Annotated in this window: 17 protein-coding genes and 1 pseudogene; 11 read left to right on the top strand and 7 right to left on the bottom strand. The window is 69.6% G+C overall.

The genetic code is table 11. The features are described 5' to 3' along the window. On the top strand, nucleotides 1-259 hold a 259-nt coding region (locus HMPREF0058_RS00360), incomplete at its 5' end, for an Rv3654c family TadE-like protein (protein ID WP_040319559.1). 4 nt (nucleotides 260-263) lie between these two features. Here HMPREF0058_RS00360 and HMPREF0058_RS00355 read toward each other — a convergent pair. Continuing rightward, the gene (locus HMPREF0058_RS00355) at nucleotides 264-2,795 is read right to left on the bottom strand and encodes a DEAD/DEAH box helicase (protein WP_006547651.1); all 2,532 of its coding nucleotides are present in this window, start codon (nucleotides 2,793-2,795) and stop codon (nucleotides 264-266) included. 534 nt (nucleotides 2,796-3,329) lie between these two features. On the opposite strand from HMPREF0058_RS00355, the gene HMPREF0058_RS00350 reads away from it, so the two are divergent. Both HMPREF0058_RS00350 and HMPREF0058_RS00345 read left to right on the top strand, forming a co-directional pair. Beyond that, nucleotides 3,330-5,291 carry a ribonucleoside triphosphate reductase gene (locus HMPREF0058_RS00350; protein WP_006547650.1) on the top strand — a complete coding sequence of 654 codons (1,962 nt, stop codon included), beginning with the start codon at nucleotides 3,330-3,332 and terminating at the stop codon, nucleotides 5,289-5,291. A gap of 66 nt (nucleotides 5,292-5,357) precedes the next feature. Further along, nucleotides 5,358-6,134: an anaerobic ribonucleoside-triphosphate reductase activating protein gene (locus HMPREF0058_RS00345; protein ID WP_081449121.1), complete on the top strand. Its 777-nt coding sequence runs from the start codon at nucleotides 5,358-5,360 to the stop codon at nucleotides 6,132-6,134. Between the two features lie 44 nt (nucleotides 6,135-6,178). On the opposite strand, the gene HMPREF0058_RS00340 is transcribed toward HMPREF0058_RS00345, so the two are convergent. Then, nucleotides 6,179-7,294, bottom strand: a complete 1,116-nt coding sequence (locus HMPREF0058_RS00340) for a bifunctional glycosyltransferase family 2/GtrA family protein (protein ID WP_006547648.1) — start codon at nucleotides 7,292-7,294, stop codon at nucleotides 6,179-6,181. A gap of 1 nt (nucleotide 7,295) precedes the next feature. Beyond that, nucleotides 7,296-7,661: pseudogene (locus HMPREF0058_RS00335) on the bottom strand (phosphodiester glycosidase family protein); the annotation flags it as partial. Between the two features lies 1 nt (nucleotide 7,662). Between HMPREF0058_RS00335 and HMPREF0058_RS00330 the strand changes: the two are divergent. The 7 genes from HMPREF0058_RS00330 to HMPREF0058_RS00305 all read left to right on the top strand — a co-directional run bounded on the left by HMPREF0058_RS00330 (nucleotide 7,663) and on the right by HMPREF0058_RS00305 (nucleotide 13,938). Beyond that, nucleotides 7,663-8,334 carry an MFS transporter gene (locus HMPREF0058_RS00330; RefSeq protein WP_316079725.1) on the top strand — a complete coding sequence of 224 codons (672 nt, stop codon included), beginning with the start codon at nucleotides 7,663-7,665 and terminating at the stop codon, nucleotides 8,332-8,334. Between the two features lie 51 nt (nucleotides 8,335-8,385). Next, nucleotides 8,386-8,577, top strand: a complete 192-nt coding sequence (locus HMPREF0058_RS13400; protein ID WP_006547645.1) for a hypothetical protein — start codon at nucleotides 8,386-8,388, stop codon at nucleotides 8,575-8,577. A gap of 481 nt (nucleotides 8,578-9,058) precedes the next feature. Beyond that, nucleotides 9,059-10,924, top strand: a complete 1,866-nt coding sequence (gene dnaK, locus HMPREF0058_RS00325) for a molecular chaperone DnaK (protein WP_006547643.1) — start codon at nucleotides 9,059-9,061, stop codon at nucleotides 10,922-10,924. Continuing rightward, nucleotides 10,921-11,514 (top strand): nucleotide exchange factor GrpE, encoded by a 594-nt coding sequence (gene grpE / locus HMPREF0058_RS00320; protein ID WP_006547642.1) that lies wholly within the window; start codon nucleotides 10,921-10,923, stop codon nucleotides 11,512-11,514. Before dnaK ends, grpE begins: the two co-directional genes overlap by 4 nt. A 156-nt stretch (nucleotides 11,515-11,670) precedes the next feature. Then, nucleotides 11,671-12,696, top strand: a complete 1,026-nt coding sequence (locus HMPREF0058_RS00315; RefSeq protein WP_006547641.1) for a DnaJ C-terminal domain-containing protein — start codon at nucleotides 11,671-11,673, stop codon at nucleotides 12,694-12,696. Next, nucleotides 12,693-13,166 (top strand): heat shock protein transcriptional repressor HspR, encoded by a 474-nt coding sequence (locus HMPREF0058_RS00310; protein ID WP_006547640.1) that lies wholly within the window; start codon nucleotides 12,693-12,695, stop codon nucleotides 13,164-13,166. Before HMPREF0058_RS00315 ends, HMPREF0058_RS00310 begins: the two co-directional genes overlap by 4 nt. Further along, the gene (locus tag HMPREF0058_RS00305) at nucleotides 13,159-13,938 is read left to right on the top strand and encodes a hypothetical protein (RefSeq protein WP_006547639.1); all 780 of its coding nucleotides are present in this window, start codon (nucleotides 13,159-13,161) and stop codon (nucleotides 13,936-13,938) included. The genes HMPREF0058_RS00310 and HMPREF0058_RS00305 overlap by 8 nt, the downstream gene beginning before the upstream one ends. Nucleotides 13,939-14,033: 95 nt before the next feature. On the opposite strand, the gene HMPREF0058_RS00300 is transcribed toward HMPREF0058_RS00305, so the two are convergent. Then, entirely contained in the window at nucleotides 14,034-16,331 is a 2,298-nt protein-coding gene (locus tag HMPREF0058_RS00300) for a prolyl oligopeptidase family serine peptidase (RefSeq protein ID WP_006547638.1), read from the bottom strand. A gap of 238 nt (nucleotides 16,332-16,569) precedes the next feature. Between HMPREF0058_RS00300 and HMPREF0058_RS00295 the strand changes: the two genes are divergently transcribed. After that, nucleotides 16,570-17,097, top strand: coding sequence for a YceI family protein (locus HMPREF0058_RS00295; protein ID WP_006547637.1), 528 nt, complete (start codon nucleotides 16,570-16,572; stop codon nucleotides 17,095-17,097). 20 nt (nucleotides 17,098-17,117) lie between these two features. On the opposite strand, the gene HMPREF0058_RS00290 is transcribed toward HMPREF0058_RS00295, so the two are convergent. The 3 genes from HMPREF0058_RS00290 to lysX form a co-directional block, all read right to left on the bottom strand. Further along, nucleotides 17,118-18,017: an alpha/beta fold hydrolase gene (locus tag HMPREF0058_RS00290; protein ID WP_034237324.1), complete on the bottom strand. Its 900-nt coding sequence runs from the start codon at nucleotides 18,015-18,017 to the stop codon at nucleotides 17,118-17,120. Further along, nucleotides 18,007-18,741, bottom strand: a complete 735-nt coding sequence (locus tag HMPREF0058_RS00285) for a DUF998 domain-containing protein (protein WP_231550276.1) — start codon at nucleotides 18,739-18,741, stop codon at nucleotides 18,007-18,009. The genes HMPREF0058_RS00290 and HMPREF0058_RS00285 overlap by 11 nt, the downstream gene beginning before the upstream one ends. Continuing rightward, nucleotides 18,738-20,111: bifunctional lysylphosphatidylglycerol synthetase/lysine--tRNA ligase LysX (lysX, locus tag HMPREF0058_RS00280; RefSeq protein WP_006547634.1), on the bottom strand; the 1,374-nt coding region annotated here is incomplete at its 5' end. The genes lysX and HMPREF0058_RS00285, both read right to left, overlap by 4 nt.

Genomic DNA, 20,111 nt, shown 5'->3' with positions numbered 1-20,111 from the left:
AGCTGGCCGGGCCCGCCTGGCTGCGGACCTGGCTGCCTTGGGCGGGGCGACGGCGCTGTCCTCGGTCCTGGCGCCGGCAGACCCCTGCGCGGTGGCCCACCAGGTGGCCGGAGCCAACAGGGCGCAGGTGGTCTCCTGCCTGATCGAGGGGGAGGACGTCGTCGTCCAGGTCAGCGTGAGCACTAGCGTGCTGGGCGTGCCGCGGTCCGCGCGCGGTGCGGCCCGCGCTGGCCCGGCTCGCAGCCCTGGACAGTTGTAGCCGCTCAGCCTGCTTCTGCCTCGCGGGGCGCGGCGGCCAGGAGCAGGCGCAGCAAGGTGATCGCCCCAGCCTTGTCCAGAGGCTCGTTGTTGTTGCCGCACTTGGGTGACTGGACGCAGGAGGGGCATCCGGCCGTGCACCCGCACTGCTCGATGACGGCGAGCGTGGCCTCCAGCCAGTGGCGTCCTGCGCGGTAACCGTGCTCGGCGAAGCCGGCTCCGCCGGCCTGACCGTCATGGACAAACACCGTCGGGCTCATGGTCTGGGGGTGCAGGGCGATGGACAGGCCGCCGATGTCCCAGCGGTCGCAGGTGGCCAGCAGCGGGAGCATGCCGATCGAGGCGTGCTCGGCGGCGTGCAGGGCACCGGGCAGGTCCGCGCTGGTCAGGCCAGCGTCCTGCGTTACCTCGACGGGGACCGTCCACCACACCGCCGCCGTGGGCAGCACGTGCTCAGGCATGGACAGGGAGTGCTGGGAGACCACCTCCATGCCAGGCAGCGCGTGCTTGGTGTATCCGACGACCTGGCTCGTGACCTCCACGGACCCGGACCACGTGATGCCCCGGCCCCAGTCCTGGTGCTCGCGTTCGGCGATGACGCGGACGGAAGAGGACTCCTTGGCCCTCGTGCGGTAGCCCACCGCCGCCTTCTGGGTGACGAGGGCCGCCTCCTGGCTCAGTTCCTCCACGACGTAGGTGCGGCCCTGGTGGATATAGACCGCCCCCTCGTGGACGGCGGAGTCCGCTGAGGCCCCCGGGACCGTGCCCACGACGGTCCCGGTGGAGGCGTCCACCACGGGCACGTCCGGCGGGCCGTCCCCACGCAGGGAGGTCAGGTCCTGGGCTCGCCCCGGAAGGTTCGTGTTCCAGAACCAGCCGCTGGGACGCCGTCGGAGCGCGCCCCGGGCGGCCAGGTCCTCCAGGAAGGACTCGTCGTCTAGACCGAAGAGCTCCAGGTCCTCCCCACGCAGCGGGGACTCCGAGGCGGCGGCGCACAGGTGCGGCGCCAGGACATAGGGGTTGGCCGGGTCGAAGACGGTGGCCTCGGGGGCGGCGAAGACCTCGTCAGGATGGTGTACCAGGTAGGCGTCCAGCGGGTTGTCGCTGGCGATGAGCACTGCCAGCCCCCTGCTTCCCGCCCGTCCGGCTCGCCCGGCCTGCTGGCCCAGGCTCACCCGGGTGCCGGGCCAGCCGGCGATGATGACGGCGTCCAGTCCGGTGACGTCGATGCCCAGCTCCAGGGCGTTGGTGGTCGCCAGGGCGCGTAGGCGCCCCCGCCGCAGGTCCGTCTCCAGCGCTCGGCGCTCCTCGGGCAGGTAGCCGCCGCGGTAGGCGCGCACCGTGCCCACCAGCTCAGGCAGGCTGAGGCTCAGGGTGTGGCGGGCGTGCTCGGCGACGATCTCGGCGCTGCGGCGGGAGCGGACAAAGACCAGTGCGCGGGCGCCCACGCTCATGAGGTCGACGAGAAGCTCGGCGGCCTCCACCACGGCCGAACGGCGTGCCGAGGGGTCCTCGGTGGGATCACCGGTGTCGGGGCCGACGGCGCAGGTGTGTGGCTGCTCGGGTGCCTTGGCGGAGGATGCCTGGGTGGGGGTGCTCCGCAGCGGATCAGCGGCCGGGAAGTCGGTGGCCTGGGCCAGTGCTGAGACGGACTCCTCCCAGGCGGACCACGGGTCCCGCAGGGCCGGTTGCCACAGGGCGAGGACCCGCTCTCCGGCCGGGGCGGTGTCCTGTGTGACGGCAGTGAGGGAGGCGGGCGGCACGCCGATGAGACGGGCTGCGGTCAGCGCGGGCTCGGCGGCCGTGGCTGAGGCGCACAGGATCACAGGAGCCGGGCCCTCGGGGCGCAGTCGGAGGACCAACCGCAGCAGTCTGCGCAGCACGAGGGAGACGTGGGCTCCCAGCAGACCTCGGTAGGCGTGGCACTCGTCGACGACGACGTAGCGCAGGGAGCGTAGGAACCGTGTCCATCGCTCGTGGCCGGGCAGGAGGGAGAAGTGCAGGAAGTCAGGGTTGGTCAGGACCACGTCAGCGTGGGCGCGGGCCCAGTCGCGCTCGGGCAGCGGGGTGTCGCCGTCGCAGGTCCCCACCCGCACCGTGCGCAGGGGCTGGTGGGAGGAGCTGGCTGGGCGCTGCGCCGCCTCGAGCTCGGTGACCAGGCGTGTGAGGGCGGCCGCCTGGTCGGCTGACAGTGCCTTGGTGGGGGACAGGTAGAGCACGCTCGGACGGCGAGCGTAGGAGGAGATCCGGGACTCCTGCCCGCCCTCGACGCGTTGGGCGGCAAGCACATCAGACAGGGCCGGCAGCCAGGCGGCGAGCGACTTACCCGAGCCTGTCCCGGTGGCGATGACGGTGTGGCGACCGGCGTGCAGGGCCTCGGCGGCCTGTTGCTGGTGGATCCACGGCGCGCTGACGCCCAGGCGCTGGTAGGCAGTCACGAGGTCCGGGTCGGCCCACGCCGGCCAGGAGCCGTGGCGGCCGGGGCGGGCGGGGGTGCGCTCGACGTGGATGAGGCGACCGTCGCGCTCGCCCACCATCTGCAGGACCTCGGTGAGGTCGCGCGAAGGGGCGTGCGGTAGCGGAGTGGTCACGCAGGACAGTGTGCCTCAGGGCCGCGACGGGTGCGCCTGGCCGTGTGCGGGCACGCGCCGGCAGGCGCGGCCATGCATGACGGGTGTGGCGGGGAGAGCTGGTTCGCGGCGATGGGGCTGCTCTCACAAGCTCTTAAGTACTCTAAAAATGTAAGAGTTAGAGCTTGAGGGCTCGCGTGTGCTGGGGCAGTGCGCAACACGCCGACGAACCGACGAAAAAGTGATACCGCTCACCCCAAGGGAGGGTGGAGGAAGGGTTGGGAATATCGCCGATTGCTCGCCCTCGTGGGACTCCAGTCCTACGGGGAAACCACAACATATTGTGGTTGGAGAAGGCTAGAACTACCGGATGATGTGTTGCACGAATGTGATTCGGGGGTACGGTCTGGCCATGTCGCCGTCGCGTACGGCTGGCCGTCCCCGCCGAATGAGGCAGCCAGTCACACCCGACGGGTGGCACCCCGCCGACCTGACGCATCGATGGAGAAGACCGTGTCTGACACCCCCCAGATCCCCACTGCCGCGCACCTGGCTGAGGCCCACCCCGAGCTCATCGCCCGAGGCTCGGCCGACTCCGCCGTCGCCCATGGCTCGCGTCCCCAGGTCGACGCCGTTTCCACCATCACCGAGTACCTTGACCGCTCGGACTGGCGCGTCAACGCCAACGCCAACCAGGGCTACTCCCTGGGCGGGATGATCCTCAACACCTCCGGCAAGGTCATCGCCAACTACTGGCTCTCCCAGATCTACTCCCAGGAGGCTGGCGACGCCCACCGCAGCGGCGACCTGCACATCCACGACTTGGACATGTTCTCCGGCTACTGCGCCGGCTGGTCACTCAAGTCCCTCCTGCAGCAGGGCTTTAACGGCATCCCCGGCAAGATCGCCTGCAACCCGCCGCGTCACTTCTCCTCCGCTGTGGGCCAGATCGTCAACTTCCTAGGCACCTTGCAGAACGAGTGGGCCGGCGCCCAGGCCTTCAGTTCCTTCGACACCTACATGGCGCCCTTTGTCCGCCTGGACTCGATGACCTACGAGCAGGTGCGCCAGTGCATGCAGGAGCTCATCTTCAACCTCAACGTCCCCTCCCGTTGGGGCACCCAGACGCCCTTCACCAACCTCACCTTCGACTGGACTTGCCCCGCGGACCTGGCCGAGGAGTACCCGCTCGTGGGTGACGAGCTGTGCGACTTCACCTACGGCGAGCTCGCTGAGGAGATGGCCATGATCAACCGTGCCTTCATGGAGGTCATGACTGAGGGGGACGCTGACGGTCGCGTCTTCACCTTCCCCATCCCCACCTACAACATCACCAAGGACTTCGACTGGGAGTCGCGCAACGCTGACCTCCTGTTCGCCATGACCGCGAAGTACGGCCTGCCCTACTTCCAGAACTTCATCAACTCTGAGCTCGATCCGGGCATGATCCGCTCGATGTGCTGCCGCCTCCAGCTCGACCTGCGCGAGCTGCTCAAGCGCGGCAACGGCCTGTTCGGCTCGGCCGAGCAGACCGGCAGCGTCGGTGTGGTCACGATCAACATGGCGCGCCTGGGTTACACCCACGCCGGTGACGAGGCCGGCCTCATTACTGCCCTTGACCGGCTGCTCGGCATCGCCCGTGACACCCTGGAGCTCAAGCGCACCGTCATCCAGCACCACATCGACACTGGTCTGTTCCCCTTCACCAAGCGCTGGCTGGGTACGCTGGACAACCACTTCTCCACCATCGGCGTCAACGGCATGAACGAGATGGTCCGCAACTTCACCGCTGACGCCTACGACATCACCGACCCGCGCGGCCACGCCATGTGCGTGCGCATCCTCGATCACGTGCGCGAGATGATGGTCTCCTTCCAGGAGGCCACCGGTCACCTCTACAACCTGGAGGCCACCCCCGCCGAGGGCACGACCTACCGCTTCGCCAAGGAGGACCGCCGTCGTTTCCCGGAGATCCTCCAGGCTGGCACCGAGTCCAACCCCTACTACACCAACTCCTCCCAGCTTCCGGTCGGCTACACCGACGACCCCTTCGAGGCTCAGGAGATGCAGGAGGAGCTGCAGACCAAGTACACCGGCGGCACCGTGCTGCACCTGTACATGAACGAGCGAGTCTCCTCGCCTCAGGTCTGCAAGGAGCTGGTGCGCCGGAGCCTGACTGCCTTCCGTACCCCCTACATCACCATCACGCCGACCTTCTCCATCTGCCCCACTCACGGCTACCTCGCCGGCGAGCACGTCACCTGTGACAAGTGCGCGGAGCTTCACCCTGACGCGGAGCCGGTGGCCTGCGAGGTGTGGACCCGCGTCATGGGTTACTTCCGGCCGGTCCAGTCCTTCAACATCGGTAAGAAGGGCGAGTACGCCGAGCGCACCATGTTCACCGAGCCCGCGGCCGCGGGACATGGGATGGCGACCTCGCGGCTGTCGGCCATCTCGGCCTGAGCTGGTGACCGGCTGGGGCGGGACGGGAGCGTGCCCTCCCGCCCCAGCCGGAACGACGGCGATGCCATGACTGACGCTGCCACCTCACCTGACGCCGCGGGGGCGGCCGGAGCGAGGACGGCCCACGAGCGCCCGGCTGACAGCCTCCAGATCGCTGGGCTCGTGCCCATGTCCACGGTCGACTGGCCTGATCACCTCACCGCGACGGTCTTCACCCAGGGCTGCCCGTGGAACTGCTTCTACTGTCACAACCGTGACCTCATCCCGGTGCGCACCCCGGGAACCGTGGCCTGGTCCCAGGTCCGTGAGCTGCTGGGGCGGCGTCGTGGGCTGCTGGACGGCGTGGTGCTCACTGGTGGTGAGGCTCTGCGCCAGGACGCGCTGGCCGACGCCGCCGCCGAAGTGCGTGAGCTGGGCTTCGCCGTCGGCCTGCACACGGCCGGAGCCTATCCGCGGCGCCTGGCGGATCTGCTTGAGGCCGGCCTCGTGGACTGGGTGGGGTTGGACGTCAAGGCGATGCCGGAGCACTACGAGCAGGTTGTCGGCAGGCCGAACGCGGCCGCCAAGGTGTGGGCGAGCCTGGAGGTACTAGTCGCCGCGGGGGCCGAGTTCGAGGTGCGCACCACGATCGTGCCCGGCGACGTCACGGCTGAGGACGCCTACGCCGTCGCCCGGGACGTGCATGAGCGAGGGGCGCGGGTCTACGCCCTCCAGCAGGCGCGGAGCGAGGGCACGAGCGGTGACTTCGCCGTCACCGCGGCCGGGTGGGACGCGCAGTGCCAGCGCCTGGCTGAGCGCATCGAGGCCCTGGGGTGGGAGAGCTTCACCTACCGCCCGGCCTGAGAGCGGTTTGAAACCGGCGAGGCGGCTACCGGTGGCCGCGGACGTCAGGCGCGCTCGCGGAACACCACGCGGTGCTGGATCCGGTAGCTGGCCAGGTACAGGGCCACGTCCGTCACCGGCTTGGCCAGCACCAGGGGCAGGCCGATCGACGTCGTCGCCCACAGTCCGGCGTAGCTGGCCGCCACCAGGGCCACCGCCAGGGCCACGTAGCGCGCGGCCGTGCGCCCCAGGGCGCCCGTGGCGCGGAAGACGCGGCGGTTCATAAAGAAGTTCGCCGTGCCAGAGATGATCCGGGCCGTCACCACGCTGACCAGCAGGTTCCCGGTCAACAGGTGCACCAGCGCTAGCGCCAGGTAGTCGACGGCGAAGCTGGCCAGGCTCGCCGCCGTGAAGCGCAGCAGCGGGGCGTAGATACGAGCCGAGTTGGCCAGGGGCCGGAAGTGGCTGGAGGTGTTGCCCGGCTCGTACACCGTGGCGATGCCCACCTCCTCCACTCCGGCGCCTCGCTCGTGAGCGCGCAGCAGGGCCGAGAGCTCGTACTCGTACCGGTCGCCGGGCACCTGGAGCATCCAGGCGTATCCACCGGCGGGATAGCCGCGCAGGCCGGTCTGGGTGTCGCGCAGCCGCCAGCCCGTGGCCCCGCGGAAGAGCAGCGCGGTGACGTCGTTGCCGATTCGGCTGCGCAGCGGCACGGGGCCGGTGAACTCGCGTACGCCCAGGGTCATGTGCCCGGTCGCGTGCACGCGTCGGGCCACCGCGGCGATGTCCGACGGCGTGTGCTGGCCGTCGGCATCGGCACAGACCACGTCCGCGGCCGGCCAGTGCTCCATCGCGTAGGCCAGTCCCGTGCGCAGGGCCCGGCCCTTGCCGGCGTTACGCGGGTAGTCCAGGACGACGGCGCCCCGCTCGCGGGCGGCGTCGAAGACCTCGCTGTACTCAGGTCCTGAGCCGTCGTCGACGACGAGCACCTGGCAGCCGCCCAGGTCGCGGCGCAGCGTGCTCACCAGTACTGTAAGCCGATTGTCTGGCTTGTAGGCCGGGATGAGCACGACCAGGCGTGGGCCCCGGCTGCGGTGGGCAGTCGCGCGGCAGGCCGACGGGTCGCGCCACCTGCGGCGGGTGGGGTAGGTGCCGGAGTCCGGCTTCGTCGCCGTGGTCATCTCAGGCCCCCTGCGCGATGTAGAGGATGTCCGAGGTAGCGCGCTCGCCGCCGTTGGAGGGCTGGTTGATGATCGAGCCGTTGAAGTACATGGCGGAGGAGCCGCCGCCGTCGAGATTGTAGGCGCACTGGCAGCCCAGGTCCGTCATGATCTGCGCGAGCTCGGTCATGGTGACGCCGCGTGAGTAGCCCTCGTCTCGCCCGTCGACGACGACGAAGACGTAGTGGTTGTCCTCCAGGTAGCCCAGGGCCGTGCGGGGCTGGTAGCCCTGGATGGAGTGGTTGCCGAAGTTGGTGTCGACCTCGACGTCGTCGATCCCCTCCAGGACCGCGCCGTCCTTGACCAGGGCGGGGCCGAAGGAGCAGGTGATCTCCGACCGCTCTCGCGGCATCACGGCGACCCAGGTGCTCGGCCTGGTCATGGCGATTCAGGGCGTGGCGCCCGTCGCCGCTCCGATCCTGGGCGGGGTGCTGGTGGACGTCATCGGCTGGCGTGGCATCCTCGGCGTCGTCGCCGGCTTCACCGGGATCCTTGTGCTCATGGTGCTGGCCTGGGTTCCCGAGACCCTGCCTGCGGACAAGCGCTCGACTGGAGGGCTCGGTGCGCTGGTCCAGGGAGGGCGGCACCTGGGGCGGGATCATGTCTTCGTCCGGCTCGTCGCGCTCAACGCCCTGGTCTACGCGACCCTCATGGCTTACCTGTCCGCCGCACCCTTCGTGCTCAAGAACGTGCTCGGGATGTCGACGGCGAGCTATACGGCCGTTTTCGCTGCCGGTGGCCTCATGATCTCGGTGGTAGTCAGTACTGCAGCCACTCAGGTGCGTCGGTTCTCGCCCGCTCGGCAGGTGCGGGTGGGTCTGGTGGCCCAGCTGGTTATCGACGCCATCTTCTGCCTGGTCTGCGTGACGATGTTGCGGCAGGAGGTCTCGTCGACTGCGTTGCTGGTGGGCGTCGTCGCCCTCTTCCTGGCGCACGTGGCCTGCCTGGGCATGAGCATTGGCAACCTGCCGGCGCTCGCGCTCGACCGTACCGGCCGCTGAGCGGGGACGGGCTCGGCGCTGCTGGGCTTCTTCCAGTTCGCCGCTGGTGGCTTGGCGAGTCCGCTTGTTGGTCTGACGGGGGAGGCCAGCGGCGTCGCCTTCGGTATCACGCTCCTGGTGATCGTCGTTATCGCGAACGTCCTGGCGCTGGCTGGCCTGCGGGCCCGCGGGGACAAGGAGCGGGCGCAGGCTGAGCAGGAGGCGAAGCGCCGTAGTCGGCTCGGGTGTGACCGGCTCGGCTGAGGATGGGGCGCTGGCGGGCCTGAGCTGCCTGAGGCTGGGGTGCTGGCGGGCCTGAGCTGCCTGAGGCTGGGGTGCTGGCGGGCCTGAGCTGTGTGAAGGCTGCGGTTGGCTTGAGGTGCTGAGCTGCTTGAAGGTGGCGGTTCGCCTAAAGCGACGGGCTTTCGCCGATTGGAACGTGCCTTGCTCATTGGGGCGTGCCTCCCGGACGTGGGGAGGCACGCCCCAATTGGCTATGGCGCTGGCTTGTTGTGGAAGCACGTCCCAATGAGTGTTCGCTTGTGCCTGGAGCGCCTGGTATGTGAGTGCAATCACCTAACTGTCGTGAACGAAGCGGGAATGCCGCAAGGCGAATCAAAGTTGAGCCATACAGACTCAAGAATCGGGTCGGCAAGGTTGACAAGCCTCGACTCAACCACGATCCTGAGTGCATACCGCTCAACGTCATCAACCCGCTCCACCGCGGAGCAGCAAGGAGCCAGACATGGCACGCGCCGTCGGCATTGACCTCGGAACCACCAACTCTGCTATCGCCGTCCTCGAGGGTGGCGAGCCCACCATCATCGCTAACGCTGAGGGTGGCCGTACCACTCCCTCGGTCGTGGCCTTCTCCAAGTCCGGCGAGGTCCTCGTTGGTGAGGTCGCCAAGCGCCAGGCGGTCACCAACGTTGACCGCACCATCTCCTCGGTCAAGCGCCACATGGGTACTGACTGGACCGTCGAGATCGACGACAAGAAGTACACCGCCCAGGAGATCAGCGCCCGCATCCTGGCCAAGCTCAAGGCCGACGCCGAGGCCTACCTGGGTGAGCCCGTCACCAACGCCGTCATCACCGTCCCGGCCTACTTCAACGACGCCGAGCGCCAGGCCACCAAGGAGGCCGGCACCATCGCGGGCCTGACCGTGGACCGCATCGTCAACGAGCCCACTGCTGCTGCTCTGGCCTACGGCCTGGACAAGGGCAAGGAGGATGAGCTCATCCTCGTCTTCGACCTGGGTGGCGGTACCTTCGACGTCTCCCTGCTGGAGGTCGGCAAGGACGAGGACGGCTTCTCCACCATTCAGGTGCGTGCCACCAACGGTGACAACCGCCTGGGCGGTGACGACTGGGACGCGCGCATCGTCGACTGGCTGGTCAAGCAGGTCAAGGACTCCTCCGGTGTGGACCTGTCCAAGGACAAGATCGCCATGCAGCGCCTCAAGGACGCTGCTGAGCAGGCCAAGAAGGAGCTGTCCAGCGCGACCAGCACCAATATCAACCTGCAGTACCTGTCCATGAGCGAGTCCGGCCCCATCCACCTCGACGAGCGCCTGACTCGTTCCCACTTCGAGGAGATGACCGCTGACCTGCTCGAGCGCACCAAGGTGCCTTTCCACAACGTCATCAAGGACGCCGGCGTGAGCCTGGCCGACATCGACCACGTGGTGCTCGTGGGTGGCTCGACCCGTATGCCCGCCGTCTCCGACGTCGTGCGCGAGCTGACCGGTGGCAAGGAGCCCAACAAGGGCGTCAACCCTGACGAGGTCGTGGCCCTGGGCGCGAGCCTGCAGGCCGGTGTCATCCAGGGTGACCGCAAGGACGTCCTCCTCATCGACGTCACCCCCCTCAGCCTCGGCATCGAGACCAAGGGTGGCGTGATGACCAAGCTCATCGAGCGCAACACGGCTATCCCGACCAAGCGCAGCGAGGTCTTCTCTACCGCCGAGGACAACCAGCCCTCCGTGCTCATCCAGGTCTACCAGGGTGAGCGTGAGTTCGCCCGTGACAACAAGCCGCTGGGCACCTTCGAGCTCACCGGCATCGCCCCGGCCCCCCGTGGCGTGCCGCAGATCGAGGTCTCCTTCGACATCGACGCCAACGGCATCGTCCACGTCTCCGCCAAGGACCGCGGTACCGGCAAGGAGCAGTCGATGACCATCTCCGGCGGCTCCGCGCTGCCCAAGGAGGACATCGACCGCATGGTCAAGGAGGCCGAGGCTCACGCGGAGGAGGACAAGAAGCGTCGCGAGGACGCAGAGACCCGCAACTCCGCCGAGCAGCAGGCCTACTCCATCGACAAGCTCCTCAAGGACAACAAGGACAAGCTGCCGCAGGACGTGGCCAGCGAGGTCCAGGGGGCGGTCGACGAGCTGAAGAAGGCCCTGGAGGGTGAGGACATCGAGCCCGTCAAGGCTGCTCAGGAGAAGCTGAACTCGGTCGCCCAGAAGATCGGTGAGGCCCTCTACGCCTCCGAGCAGGCCCAGGCTGCTGCGGCTGCCTCGGCTCCTGCCGGCGAGGGCTCGACCTCGACCTCCCAGGACGAGGACATCGTGGACGCCGAGATCGTTGACGACGAGGACGACAAGTGAGCGAGCAGACCCCGACGCCCGACGGCGAGCAGGGCATCGACCCTGAGCTGGCCGAGGCCGTGGAGTCCGCCTTCGAGGGAGTAGACCCCGAGGCTGACCAGGCCGACGCCGAGCAGCCGGCGGAGGAGCCGCTGAGCGAGCTTGACCAGGCCAAGGCGGAGGCTGCCAAGGCGGCCGACGACCTCGCCCGGGCGCGCGCTGACCTGTACAACCTCCAGCAGGAGTACCAGGGCTTTGTGCGCCGCTCCCGCGAGGGGGCCGCGGGCCACCGCGAGACCGGCCAGGCCAGCGTCGTCGAGGCGCTGATCCCGGTCCTGGACGAGATCGAGCTGGCTCGCCAGCACGGCGATCTCACCGGCACCTTCGCCACCACGGCAGGCAAGCTGGAGTCGATCCTCGGGGACAAGTTCGGTCTGGTTCGCTTCGGCGAGAAGGGTGAGGCCTTCGACCCCATGCTTCACGAGGCCCTCATGGCCGTGGAGTCCACTGAGGTCACCGAGCCCACGATCGAGCTCGTCCTCCAGCCCGGCTACCGTCTGGGCGAGCGCGTGGTCCGCGCCGCCCGCGTCCAGGTCGCCAACCCGGCCTGAGACGTTGGCTTCATGACGACGGCGGAGGCGTCCTGCGAGCGCACGGTCGCCTCCGCCGTCGGACACCACCGGCCCGCCGGGGCTCCAGCCGCGGCGGGGTACCCACCACACAACGAGAGAACACAGACGATTACCACCTACAGGAGGCGGTGAACCATGGCCAGCCAGGACTGGATGAGCAAGGACTTCTACGCGGTCCTCGGCGTCGCCAAGGACGCCGACGCCGCCACCATCAAGAAGGCCTACCGCACGCTCGCTAAGAAGTACCACCCGGACCGCAACCCGGATGACGCGGCGGCGGCCGAGAAATTCAAGGAGATCGGCGAGGCCTACGCGGTCCTGTCTGATGAGAAGGATCGCCAGCAGTACGACGCCATCCGCGCCATGGCCGGTGGCGGGCCGCGCTTCACTTCCGGCGGCGCCGGTGGCGGGGCCGGGTTTGAGGACATCTTCTCCTCCATGTTCGGGGGCGGGGGCGGCAATGTCCGCTTCTCGACCTCAGGAGGCGGTGCCTCGCAGGCGGACTATGAGGACATCCTGCGGATGTTCGGCGGTGCCCAGGGCGGGGCCTTCGGGGGCGGACGCTCGCGCGGGCCCTTCGGCTTCGGAGGCTTCCAGTCTCAGCCTGAGCCCGCCAAGGGGCCTGACGTGCTGACCAACGCCACCCTCAGCTTCCGCCAGGCGGTGGCTGGGGACGAGGTGGAGTTGCGCGCCGACGGCAAGACGATGCGCGTGCGCATCCCGGCCGGCGTCCACCACGGCCAGAAGATCCGCCTGCGTGGCAAGGGCCGTCCCGGGATGAATGGCGGCCCGAACGGGGACATGGTGGTGACCGTGAGCGTGGAGAGCCACCCGGTCTACTCCATCGACGGCGCGAACCTGCGCATGGACCTGCCGGTCACGCTCAAGGAGGCGGCGCTGGGAGCCACGGTCGAGGTGCCGTTGCTGGACGGGGGAAGCAGCAAGGTCAAGATCAAGGGCGGCACGCAGTCGGGCACCGTGCTGCGTCTGCGCGGCAAGGGCATCAAGACCGCCAAGACCACCGGCGACCTTCTGGTCACGGTCGAGGTCGCGGTGCCTCGCAAGCTCTCTAAGGACGCCAAGGCCGCTCTGGAGTCCTTCGACGCGGCGATGGGGGACACCGACCCCCGTCAGACGCTGCGTGAGGAGGCCGGCAAGTGAGCCGCCGCCGGACGGGTCAGGGCCTGGCGTTCCTGGCCGAGGACGCCGCCGAGAGGGCGGTCTACGTCATCTCGGTGGCGGCTGACCTGGCCGGCATGCACCCCCAGACCCTGCGTCAGTACGACCGCCTGGGCCTGGTCTCCCCGGCCCGCACCTCGGGCCGGGGACGGCGCTACTCCTATCGGGACGTCGAGCGTCTGCGCCGCGTCCAGGCGCTGAGCCAGGAGGGCGTCAACCTGGAGGGGATCCGCCGGATCCTGGAGCTGGAGCGCCAGGTCGAGCGCCTGGAGCACGACAACCGCCTGCTGCGTGCGCGCCAGGCTGCTGTTGAGCGCGTCTTCGCCGCGGCGGCCGACGGCGAGGTGCAGGTCCTTCCCTCCCGTTACGGGCGCAGCCGCCGGGCTGGCTCTCCGCGTCCCGCCAGGGAACAGGCCCTCATCCGCATCGAACCCGAGGACTTCTATGGCTAGCAGCCCCTATCTCGACGACGACGGCCAGCCTCGCTACGGTCAGCGGGTCAGCCCTGAGGAGCTGGAGCAGATCCGGCGCGAGCAGGGGCTCGACTCTCCTGTGCAGGCCGCGGGCCTGCGCGGCGAGGAGGAGACGGAACCCGCCGCGCCTTCCTCAATGCGGCCAGGGTGGGGTGAGGACTCCAACCCCTACAGCTACACCGGGCAGCGGCCGGGTGGACCTGGCGAGTCCTGGGCGCAGGTGCCATCCGTGCAGCCTCCGGCTGGTGGCTGGTCCTGGCAGCAGGATGGGGCTCGCCAGCCGCGCCGGCGCCGCTGGGGGATGCTCGTGACCGGCCTGGTCATGCTCATCGTCCTCCCGATTGCGCTGGGGGTGGGGGCCGTGCTGACAGTGGTCAACGGGTCCTTGTCCACCGGTTCCGTGCTCACGGACTCCGGCGAGGTCTATCTCGACCAGGGCCAGGCGGTGGGCCTGTACAGCTCGGATGCCTCGGTCTCCACGGAGCAGTGCTCCGTCACGGCCCCCTCCGGTGAGGCGGTGGAGGTGACGGCCATCGGCCAGGACCTGCCCTACGCCACTCTTACCGCGCCCGAGTCAGGCGCCTACACGGTCTCCTGCCCGAGCGGGACCCAGGGGATCGTCGTCGGCCCGGCGCTCAACACCGACCGGATCGTGCCGGCCGGGGTCATGCTGCTGGGCGCAGGAGCCTGCGGCGTCATCGGGCTGGGCCTGACGATCGCCGACCTGGTGCGCCTGAGCCGACGCCGGTAGAGGCAGGCTCGGCCAGCCAAATGGCCGGTCATGCAAGCAGGAACGCAGCGGGCCGCGGCACCTTGAGTGCCGCGGCCCGTCCTCGTCGGCCCTGATCAGCCCAGCTGCTCGCGCGCGAAGGTGTGGATGAGGGCGTTGACCCAGGCGCGCTGGGCGTTAGTTGAGGCCCGGCCGTGCCCACCTTCGGAGTTCTCGAAGTAGGTGACGTCCTGCCCCATGGCGAGCATCCGATAGGCCATGGTGCGTGCGTGCGCCGGGTGGACGCGGTCGTCGCGCGTGGAGGTGACGAACAGGACCGGCGGGTAGTCCACGCCCTGGCGCAGCAGGTGGAAGGGTGAGAAGGTGCGGATGAACTCCCACTGGGCGGGGTCGTCCGGGTCCCCGTACTCGGCCTCCCACGAGGCCCCTGCCAGCAGGTGGGTGTAGCGCTGCATGTCCAGCAGCGGTACCTCGCAGACCACTGCTCCCACGAGCTCGGGGTACTGGGTGAGCATGTTGCCCACGAGCAGCCCTCCGTTGGAGCCGCCGTGAACGGCTAGACGGCCGGGAGTCGTCACCCCACGCTCAACGAGGGCCCGGGCCACGGCAGCAAAGTCCTCGTAGACCCGGTGCCGGTCCTCCTTGAGGGTGGCGCGGTGCCAGGCCGGTCCGTACTCCCCGCCGCCACGGATATTGGCGATGACGTAGGTGCCGCCCTGCTCCAGCCAGGCCTTGCCGGTCACGGCCAGGTAGCCCACGCCCATCGGGATCTCGAAGCCGCCGTAGCCGTAGAGGATCGTGGGGGCCGGACCGTCTGCGGGCCTGCCGATCTGGAAGTAGGGCACGCGCGTGCCGTCCTCGGAGACCGCCACGTGCTGGGTGGCCACGACGCCGGAGGAGTCGTAGCGGTGTGGTGCCTGCCGCAGGACCTCGGCTGAGTCCAGGCGGCCGTCCGGGGTCAGCCTTCCCAGGGCCAGGGTGGTTGGCTGAGTGAAGGAGGAGACCGTCATCCACAGCTCGTCGGAGTCCAGGGAGTCGACGGCGCCTGCTGACACCTCCACCAGGGTGCGTCCCGGACGCAGCAGGGTCGGGTCTGGCGTGTTGGCGCCTGATCCGCCTGGGATCGAGGCCGACGGCGCAGCCAGGGCGGCAAGGTCCAGGGCCTGTTGGGTCCAGCCCTCCTGGCTCGTCTCCTCGCCCGCGCCCGACGCCGGGGGAGTGAGGACCTGGAGGGTGGCGACGACGTCGTCGAGCAGGGAGAGGACCAGGTGGTGGGAGGTGACGGTCCACCCCTGCAGGAAGGTTGAGCTGGTCGGGGTGAACAGTGCGGTCAGCTGGCGCTCGCCGTCGAGCCAGGCGGCCAGGGGCGCCGCGAGCAGACTGCCGGTGGGGTAGGTCTGGGCGCCCAGGGTCCATGGTTCGCGCAGGTGGATGAGCAGGTAGTCCCAGGCGGCGGAGACCTCAGCCGACTCGGGGACCTCGATGAGGTGGGTGCCCTCTGCGCTGACGGTGGCGGTGGCCGCCAGCAGCTCAGCCGAGCGCTCAGCGGCCAGAGCGGTGGCGTCGTCGTCCACCAGCCAGGTGCGCGAGGTGTAGAAGCTCATCTGCTCGCTCAGCCACGTGCGGCCTCGGCGGTCACGCCAGGCGCTGACCGCCATGGACTCGTGCGGTGCGGTCAGGAGGATCTCGGCCTCGGCCAGGTCCTGGCCCCGGCGGGCGCGGCGCACCTGGCGGGGGTAGCCGGAGCTGGAGAGGCTGTCTGGCCCCCAGTCGGTGGTCACGAGCACGCTGTGGCCGGCGTCGTCCGCCCAGGTCATGGAGCCCTTGGACGGGGACCGGTAGAAGCCGCCGTCGGCCGGGTCGATGAAGGTCAAGGTGTCCAGGTCAAGCTCGCGCGTGACGTCCGTGTCCGAGCCGCCGTCGGACAGGTCAATGAGTGCGCGGCGGCCAGCCAGGGGGCCGGTGCGCAGGACGCTGGCGCCGTGCCACACCCAGGTCACGCCCTCGGCCTGCCCCAGGGCGTCCAGGTCCAGCAAGACCTCCCACTGGGTGGTGCCGCCCGCCTGCGGGGCGCCGGCACGGTAGGACTCCCAGGTGGTCCGGCGCCACAGGCCGCGCGGGTGCTCGGCGTCTGTCCAGAAGTTGTAGAGCTTGCCGGCGGCCAGGGCCACGCCGGGGATCTTGTCTGCGGAGTCGAGGATCTCCTCGATGTCGGCGCGCAGCTGCTCAAAGCCGGGGGCGTCCTCGTAGGTGGCGCGGGTGGCCTCGTTGCGCTCGCGCACCCACTCCAGGGCCTGCTCACCCTCGACCTCGTCCAGCCAGGCAGGGGTCTCAGGCAGGGGCGGGAGGGCTGCGGCGGGATCGGCCTGTGAGGAGGGGTGTGCCTGGGCTGGCTGGCGCGGCGTCGTCGTCATAAGGGAAGTTCATCACGGGGGCGTGCCCTCCCGCACCCCTGAGTGTGCACGTACGTGCATCAGTGTGCAGCGGCCGGGTGCACACCCATGGATGCACCTGCACACTCGCGCTCGATGGGGGTGTGGCGTCCTTCATGCGAGAAATGATTGAAGATGAAACATCTGCAAGCTAAGATTTAATCATCAACCACATCGAGGTTGCACTGACCTCGATCCCATCATCTCGACAGGAGCACTCATGACCACCTACGTCATCGACGCTGACCACTCCACCCTCGGCTTCACCATCCGCCACGCCGGCATCGGCAAGACTCGCGGCCAGTTTGACGAGTTCAACGGCACCATCGAGGTCGCCGACGACTCCACCCCCACCGGCTCCACCGCCTCCGCGACCATCAAGGCGGCCTCGGTCAACACCCGCAACAACGACCGTGACAACCACCTGCGCTCGGCCGACTTCTTCGACGTCGAGACCTACCCCGAGTGGACCTTCGCGACCACGGGCGTGTCCGGCTCCAAGGAGTCCTTCACCCTCACCGGTGACCTCACCATCCACGGCGTGACGAAGTCCGTGGACCTGGAGGTCGAGTTCCTGGGCGCCGCCACGGACCCCTTCGGTAACGACCGTGCTGCCTTCGAGGCCTCGACGGTTATCTCCCGCAAGGACTTCGGGCTGACCTGGAACGCTGCGCTGGAGGCCGGCGGCGTCCTCGTGGGTGACAAGGTCACGATCACCCTGGAGATCGAGGCGATCAAGCAGGCCTGAGCCCGCTGGTGGCACCGGCGTCAGGATCGCTCGCTCATCTGCCGGATGGCCGCCACGATCTGCTCGGGCGCGTCCAGCATCATGAGGTGGCGCGAGTGCGGCACCTGCCGGAGCTCGACGGCGGCAAAGGCCTCGCCTAGCGCCTCCTCCTGCGCCCTGCTCGCGTAGGGCGGAGCCTGGAGGACGACGGCGCAGGCGGCGGCCGGAGCGTCCTGGCGCCGGCGCAGCTGGTCCAGGGCAGCGGCCTGCTGGCCGTAGGACAGCCACTCGGCCGCACCGGCGGCCAGTGCGGCCTGCGAGTCCCAGGTGCGTTCCCACTCGCGACGTCCCGTCTCCTGCGGGCGGTGGGTCTGGGAACGCAACCCGGCGCGAAATCCCATCTGAGCCAACTCGCGCACCGGCCGCAGCGCCAGGCTGTGGCGGGCCGCCTGCCACAAGGGGCCCGCCAGCCGGGGCCGGCGGGCGGAGGACACCAGGAGCGAGGGGTCCACCAGGACGACGCCGCGGACAAGGTCCGGACGCAGCCGCGCCAGGGCCTCGGCCTGGAAGGCTGCCATCGAGTGGGCCGCGACCGTGACCGGTCCTGTGCCCAGGCGGTCGAGGACCCTGGCCAGCACCCGCACCTCGCCCGGCAGTGTGGGCAGGCGGCGTCGGGTGGTGCCGCGGTAGCCGGGGCGGTCCACGGTGATGATCTCGCCCTGCCTCAGCCTCTCCCAGACTTCCCGCCAGCCTCCGGAGACCAGGCCTGCGCCGTTGAGCAGGAGCACGGGGGAAGGAGCGGGGTGCGCTGCCACCGCGGGGGCGGTGGGCTCACCAGTCCCTGCGGCGCCCGTGGCCTGGGCGGCACCGTGAGGAGGCTGAGAAGGCCGCCACCGGATGACGTGTTCGTCAGTCTTCCAGCTCTGCCAGCTATCGCTCATGCGCCCCATCATCCAGCCGCCAGGCCAGCCACGCCACCCACGCCGAGCAGATGAGGACCTGGATCGCCTGGGCCGCGCCCTGGGTACCCGGGGAAACCCAAGGGGCGACGGCGCTGACGAGCATGAGCAGGCCGGAGACGGTGCCGGCCACGGTCACCACCAGCGCGGCGCGCGACCAGCCGCCGCGGCCCAGGAGGGCGGCCAGTACCAGGATGAAGCTGGCTACGAAGGCCAGGCCCACGGTCGATGACGTCACCGCGTGCAGGTCCCGGACCAGGCTTGGCGTCGCCTTGCAGACGGCGTCATGGCTCTCTGCGCAGGGCAGGGCGACCACGCAGTCCAGTGCCGTGGCGGCTGCGACCACGGCCAGGGCTGCTGCCAGGCGAGGAGCCCAGGGCCCAAGCCACGGACGCCAGGCGCGCCTGCCGATCCAGGCGATGACGGCGAAGAGCAGCGCAGAGATGAGGTCGCCGGTGCGGAAGAACCAGAAGTAGGGCTGGTCGGAGGCTGCGAGCTCAGACAGGTACCCCGTCAGGATCCGGGGATTGCCGTTGATCGGCCAGGCCAGCCAGGTGTTGTAGGTCAGGAGCACGCTGATGGCCAGCGCCGGAGCGAGAGCCCGCAACCGGGAGTGGGGTTGCGGACGGGCGCTGCCGGGTGCGGGCGTGGCCGTCCCAGCGGGCGAGGCCCCCTGCGGGGGCTCGGTGCGACGTCGTGCGCTCACTTGCCGGGCCTGACCAGAGGGAAGGTGATGGTCTCCCGGATCGAGGCGCCGGTGAGCATCATGACGAGGCGGTCCAGGCCCACCCCCAGGCCGCCGGTGGGAGGCATGCCCTGCTCCAGGGCCTGGAGGAAGGCCTCGTCCAGTTCCATCGCCTCCGGGTCGCCGCCCGCGGCGGCTAGGGACTGGGCCGTGAGCCGCTCGCGCTGGAGGACCGGGTCCACCAGCTCGGAGTAGGCAGTGCCGACCTCGGAACCAAAGATGATGAGGTCCCAGCGCTCCGCCAGCAGGGGCAGGCTGCGGTGCGGGCGCGTGAGCGGCGAGGTCTCGGCCGGGAAGTCGGTGAAGAAGGTGGGCTGCGCCGTCGTGCCCTCGGCCAGGTGCTCGTACAGGTGCTGGACCAGCGTGCCCCAGCCCCAGGCCGGGTCGTAGGCCAGGTTGAGGCGGTCCGCGAAAGCCTGGAGGGTGCCCAGGCTCGTGCTGGCGTCCACCGGCTCACCCAGGTGCTCGGCCACGGCGTCGCACACGCTTACCGTGCGCCAGGGAGCAGCCAGGTCCACCTCATGGACGACCCCGCCCACGGTGCCACGGATGACTGTGGTCCCCAGGGCCGCCTTCGCGGCGTGTACGGCCAGGTCCTGGACGACCTCCTTCATCACGGTGTAGTCCGCGTAGGACTGGTAGGCCTCCAGCATGGTGAACTCGGGGTTGTGCGTCGCGTCCGCCCCCTCGTTGCGGAAGGACCGGCCGATCTCGAAGACGCGGTCAGCCCCGGCCACCATGAGGCGCTTGAGGTAGAGCTCCGGGGCGATGCGCAGGTAGAGGTCGAGGTCGTAGGCGTTGATATGGGTGCGGAAGGGCCGCGCGTTCGCCCCACCGTGGACCGGGTGGAGCATCGGGGTCTCGACCTCCAGGTAGCCGCGCTGCAGCAGCGTGGAGCGCACGGCCTGGATGGCGTGGGAGCGGGCCACGAGCATCCGGCGGTCACGGGATGAGATGATCAGGGCCAGGTGACGCTGACGCACGCGCATCTCCGGGTCCTGCAGACCGCGGTGCTTGTTCGGCAGCGGGCGCAGGGCCTTGGAGGTCATGGTCCAGGAGGAGGCCACGAGGCTGGGGGTCCCGTTGCGCGAGGCCCCGGGCGCGCCCGTGACTGCCACCTGGTCACCGATGCGCACCAGGCGGCGGAAGGAGGCCAGGCACTCCTGCCCAGCGCCACCGGCGTCCAAGAGCACCTGGAGGTCGCCGCTCCAGTCACGTAGCGAGGCGAAGATGACGCCGCCGTGGTCGCGCAGGGACATCACTCGCCCGGCCACCGTCACGGGAGAGATGGCACCGGTGCCTGCTGCGGCGTCGTCGGAGCCGGAGCCGGA

This window comes from Actinomyces urogenitalis DSM 15434 (genome assembly GCF_000159035.1).
Taxonomy (GTDB): Bacteria; Actinomycetota; Actinomycetes; order Actinomycetales; family Actinomycetaceae; genus Actinomyces; species Actinomyces urogenitalis.
Note: the sequence above shows the minus strand (reverse complement) of the source record. Positions and strands in the feature narration are given on the sequence as shown.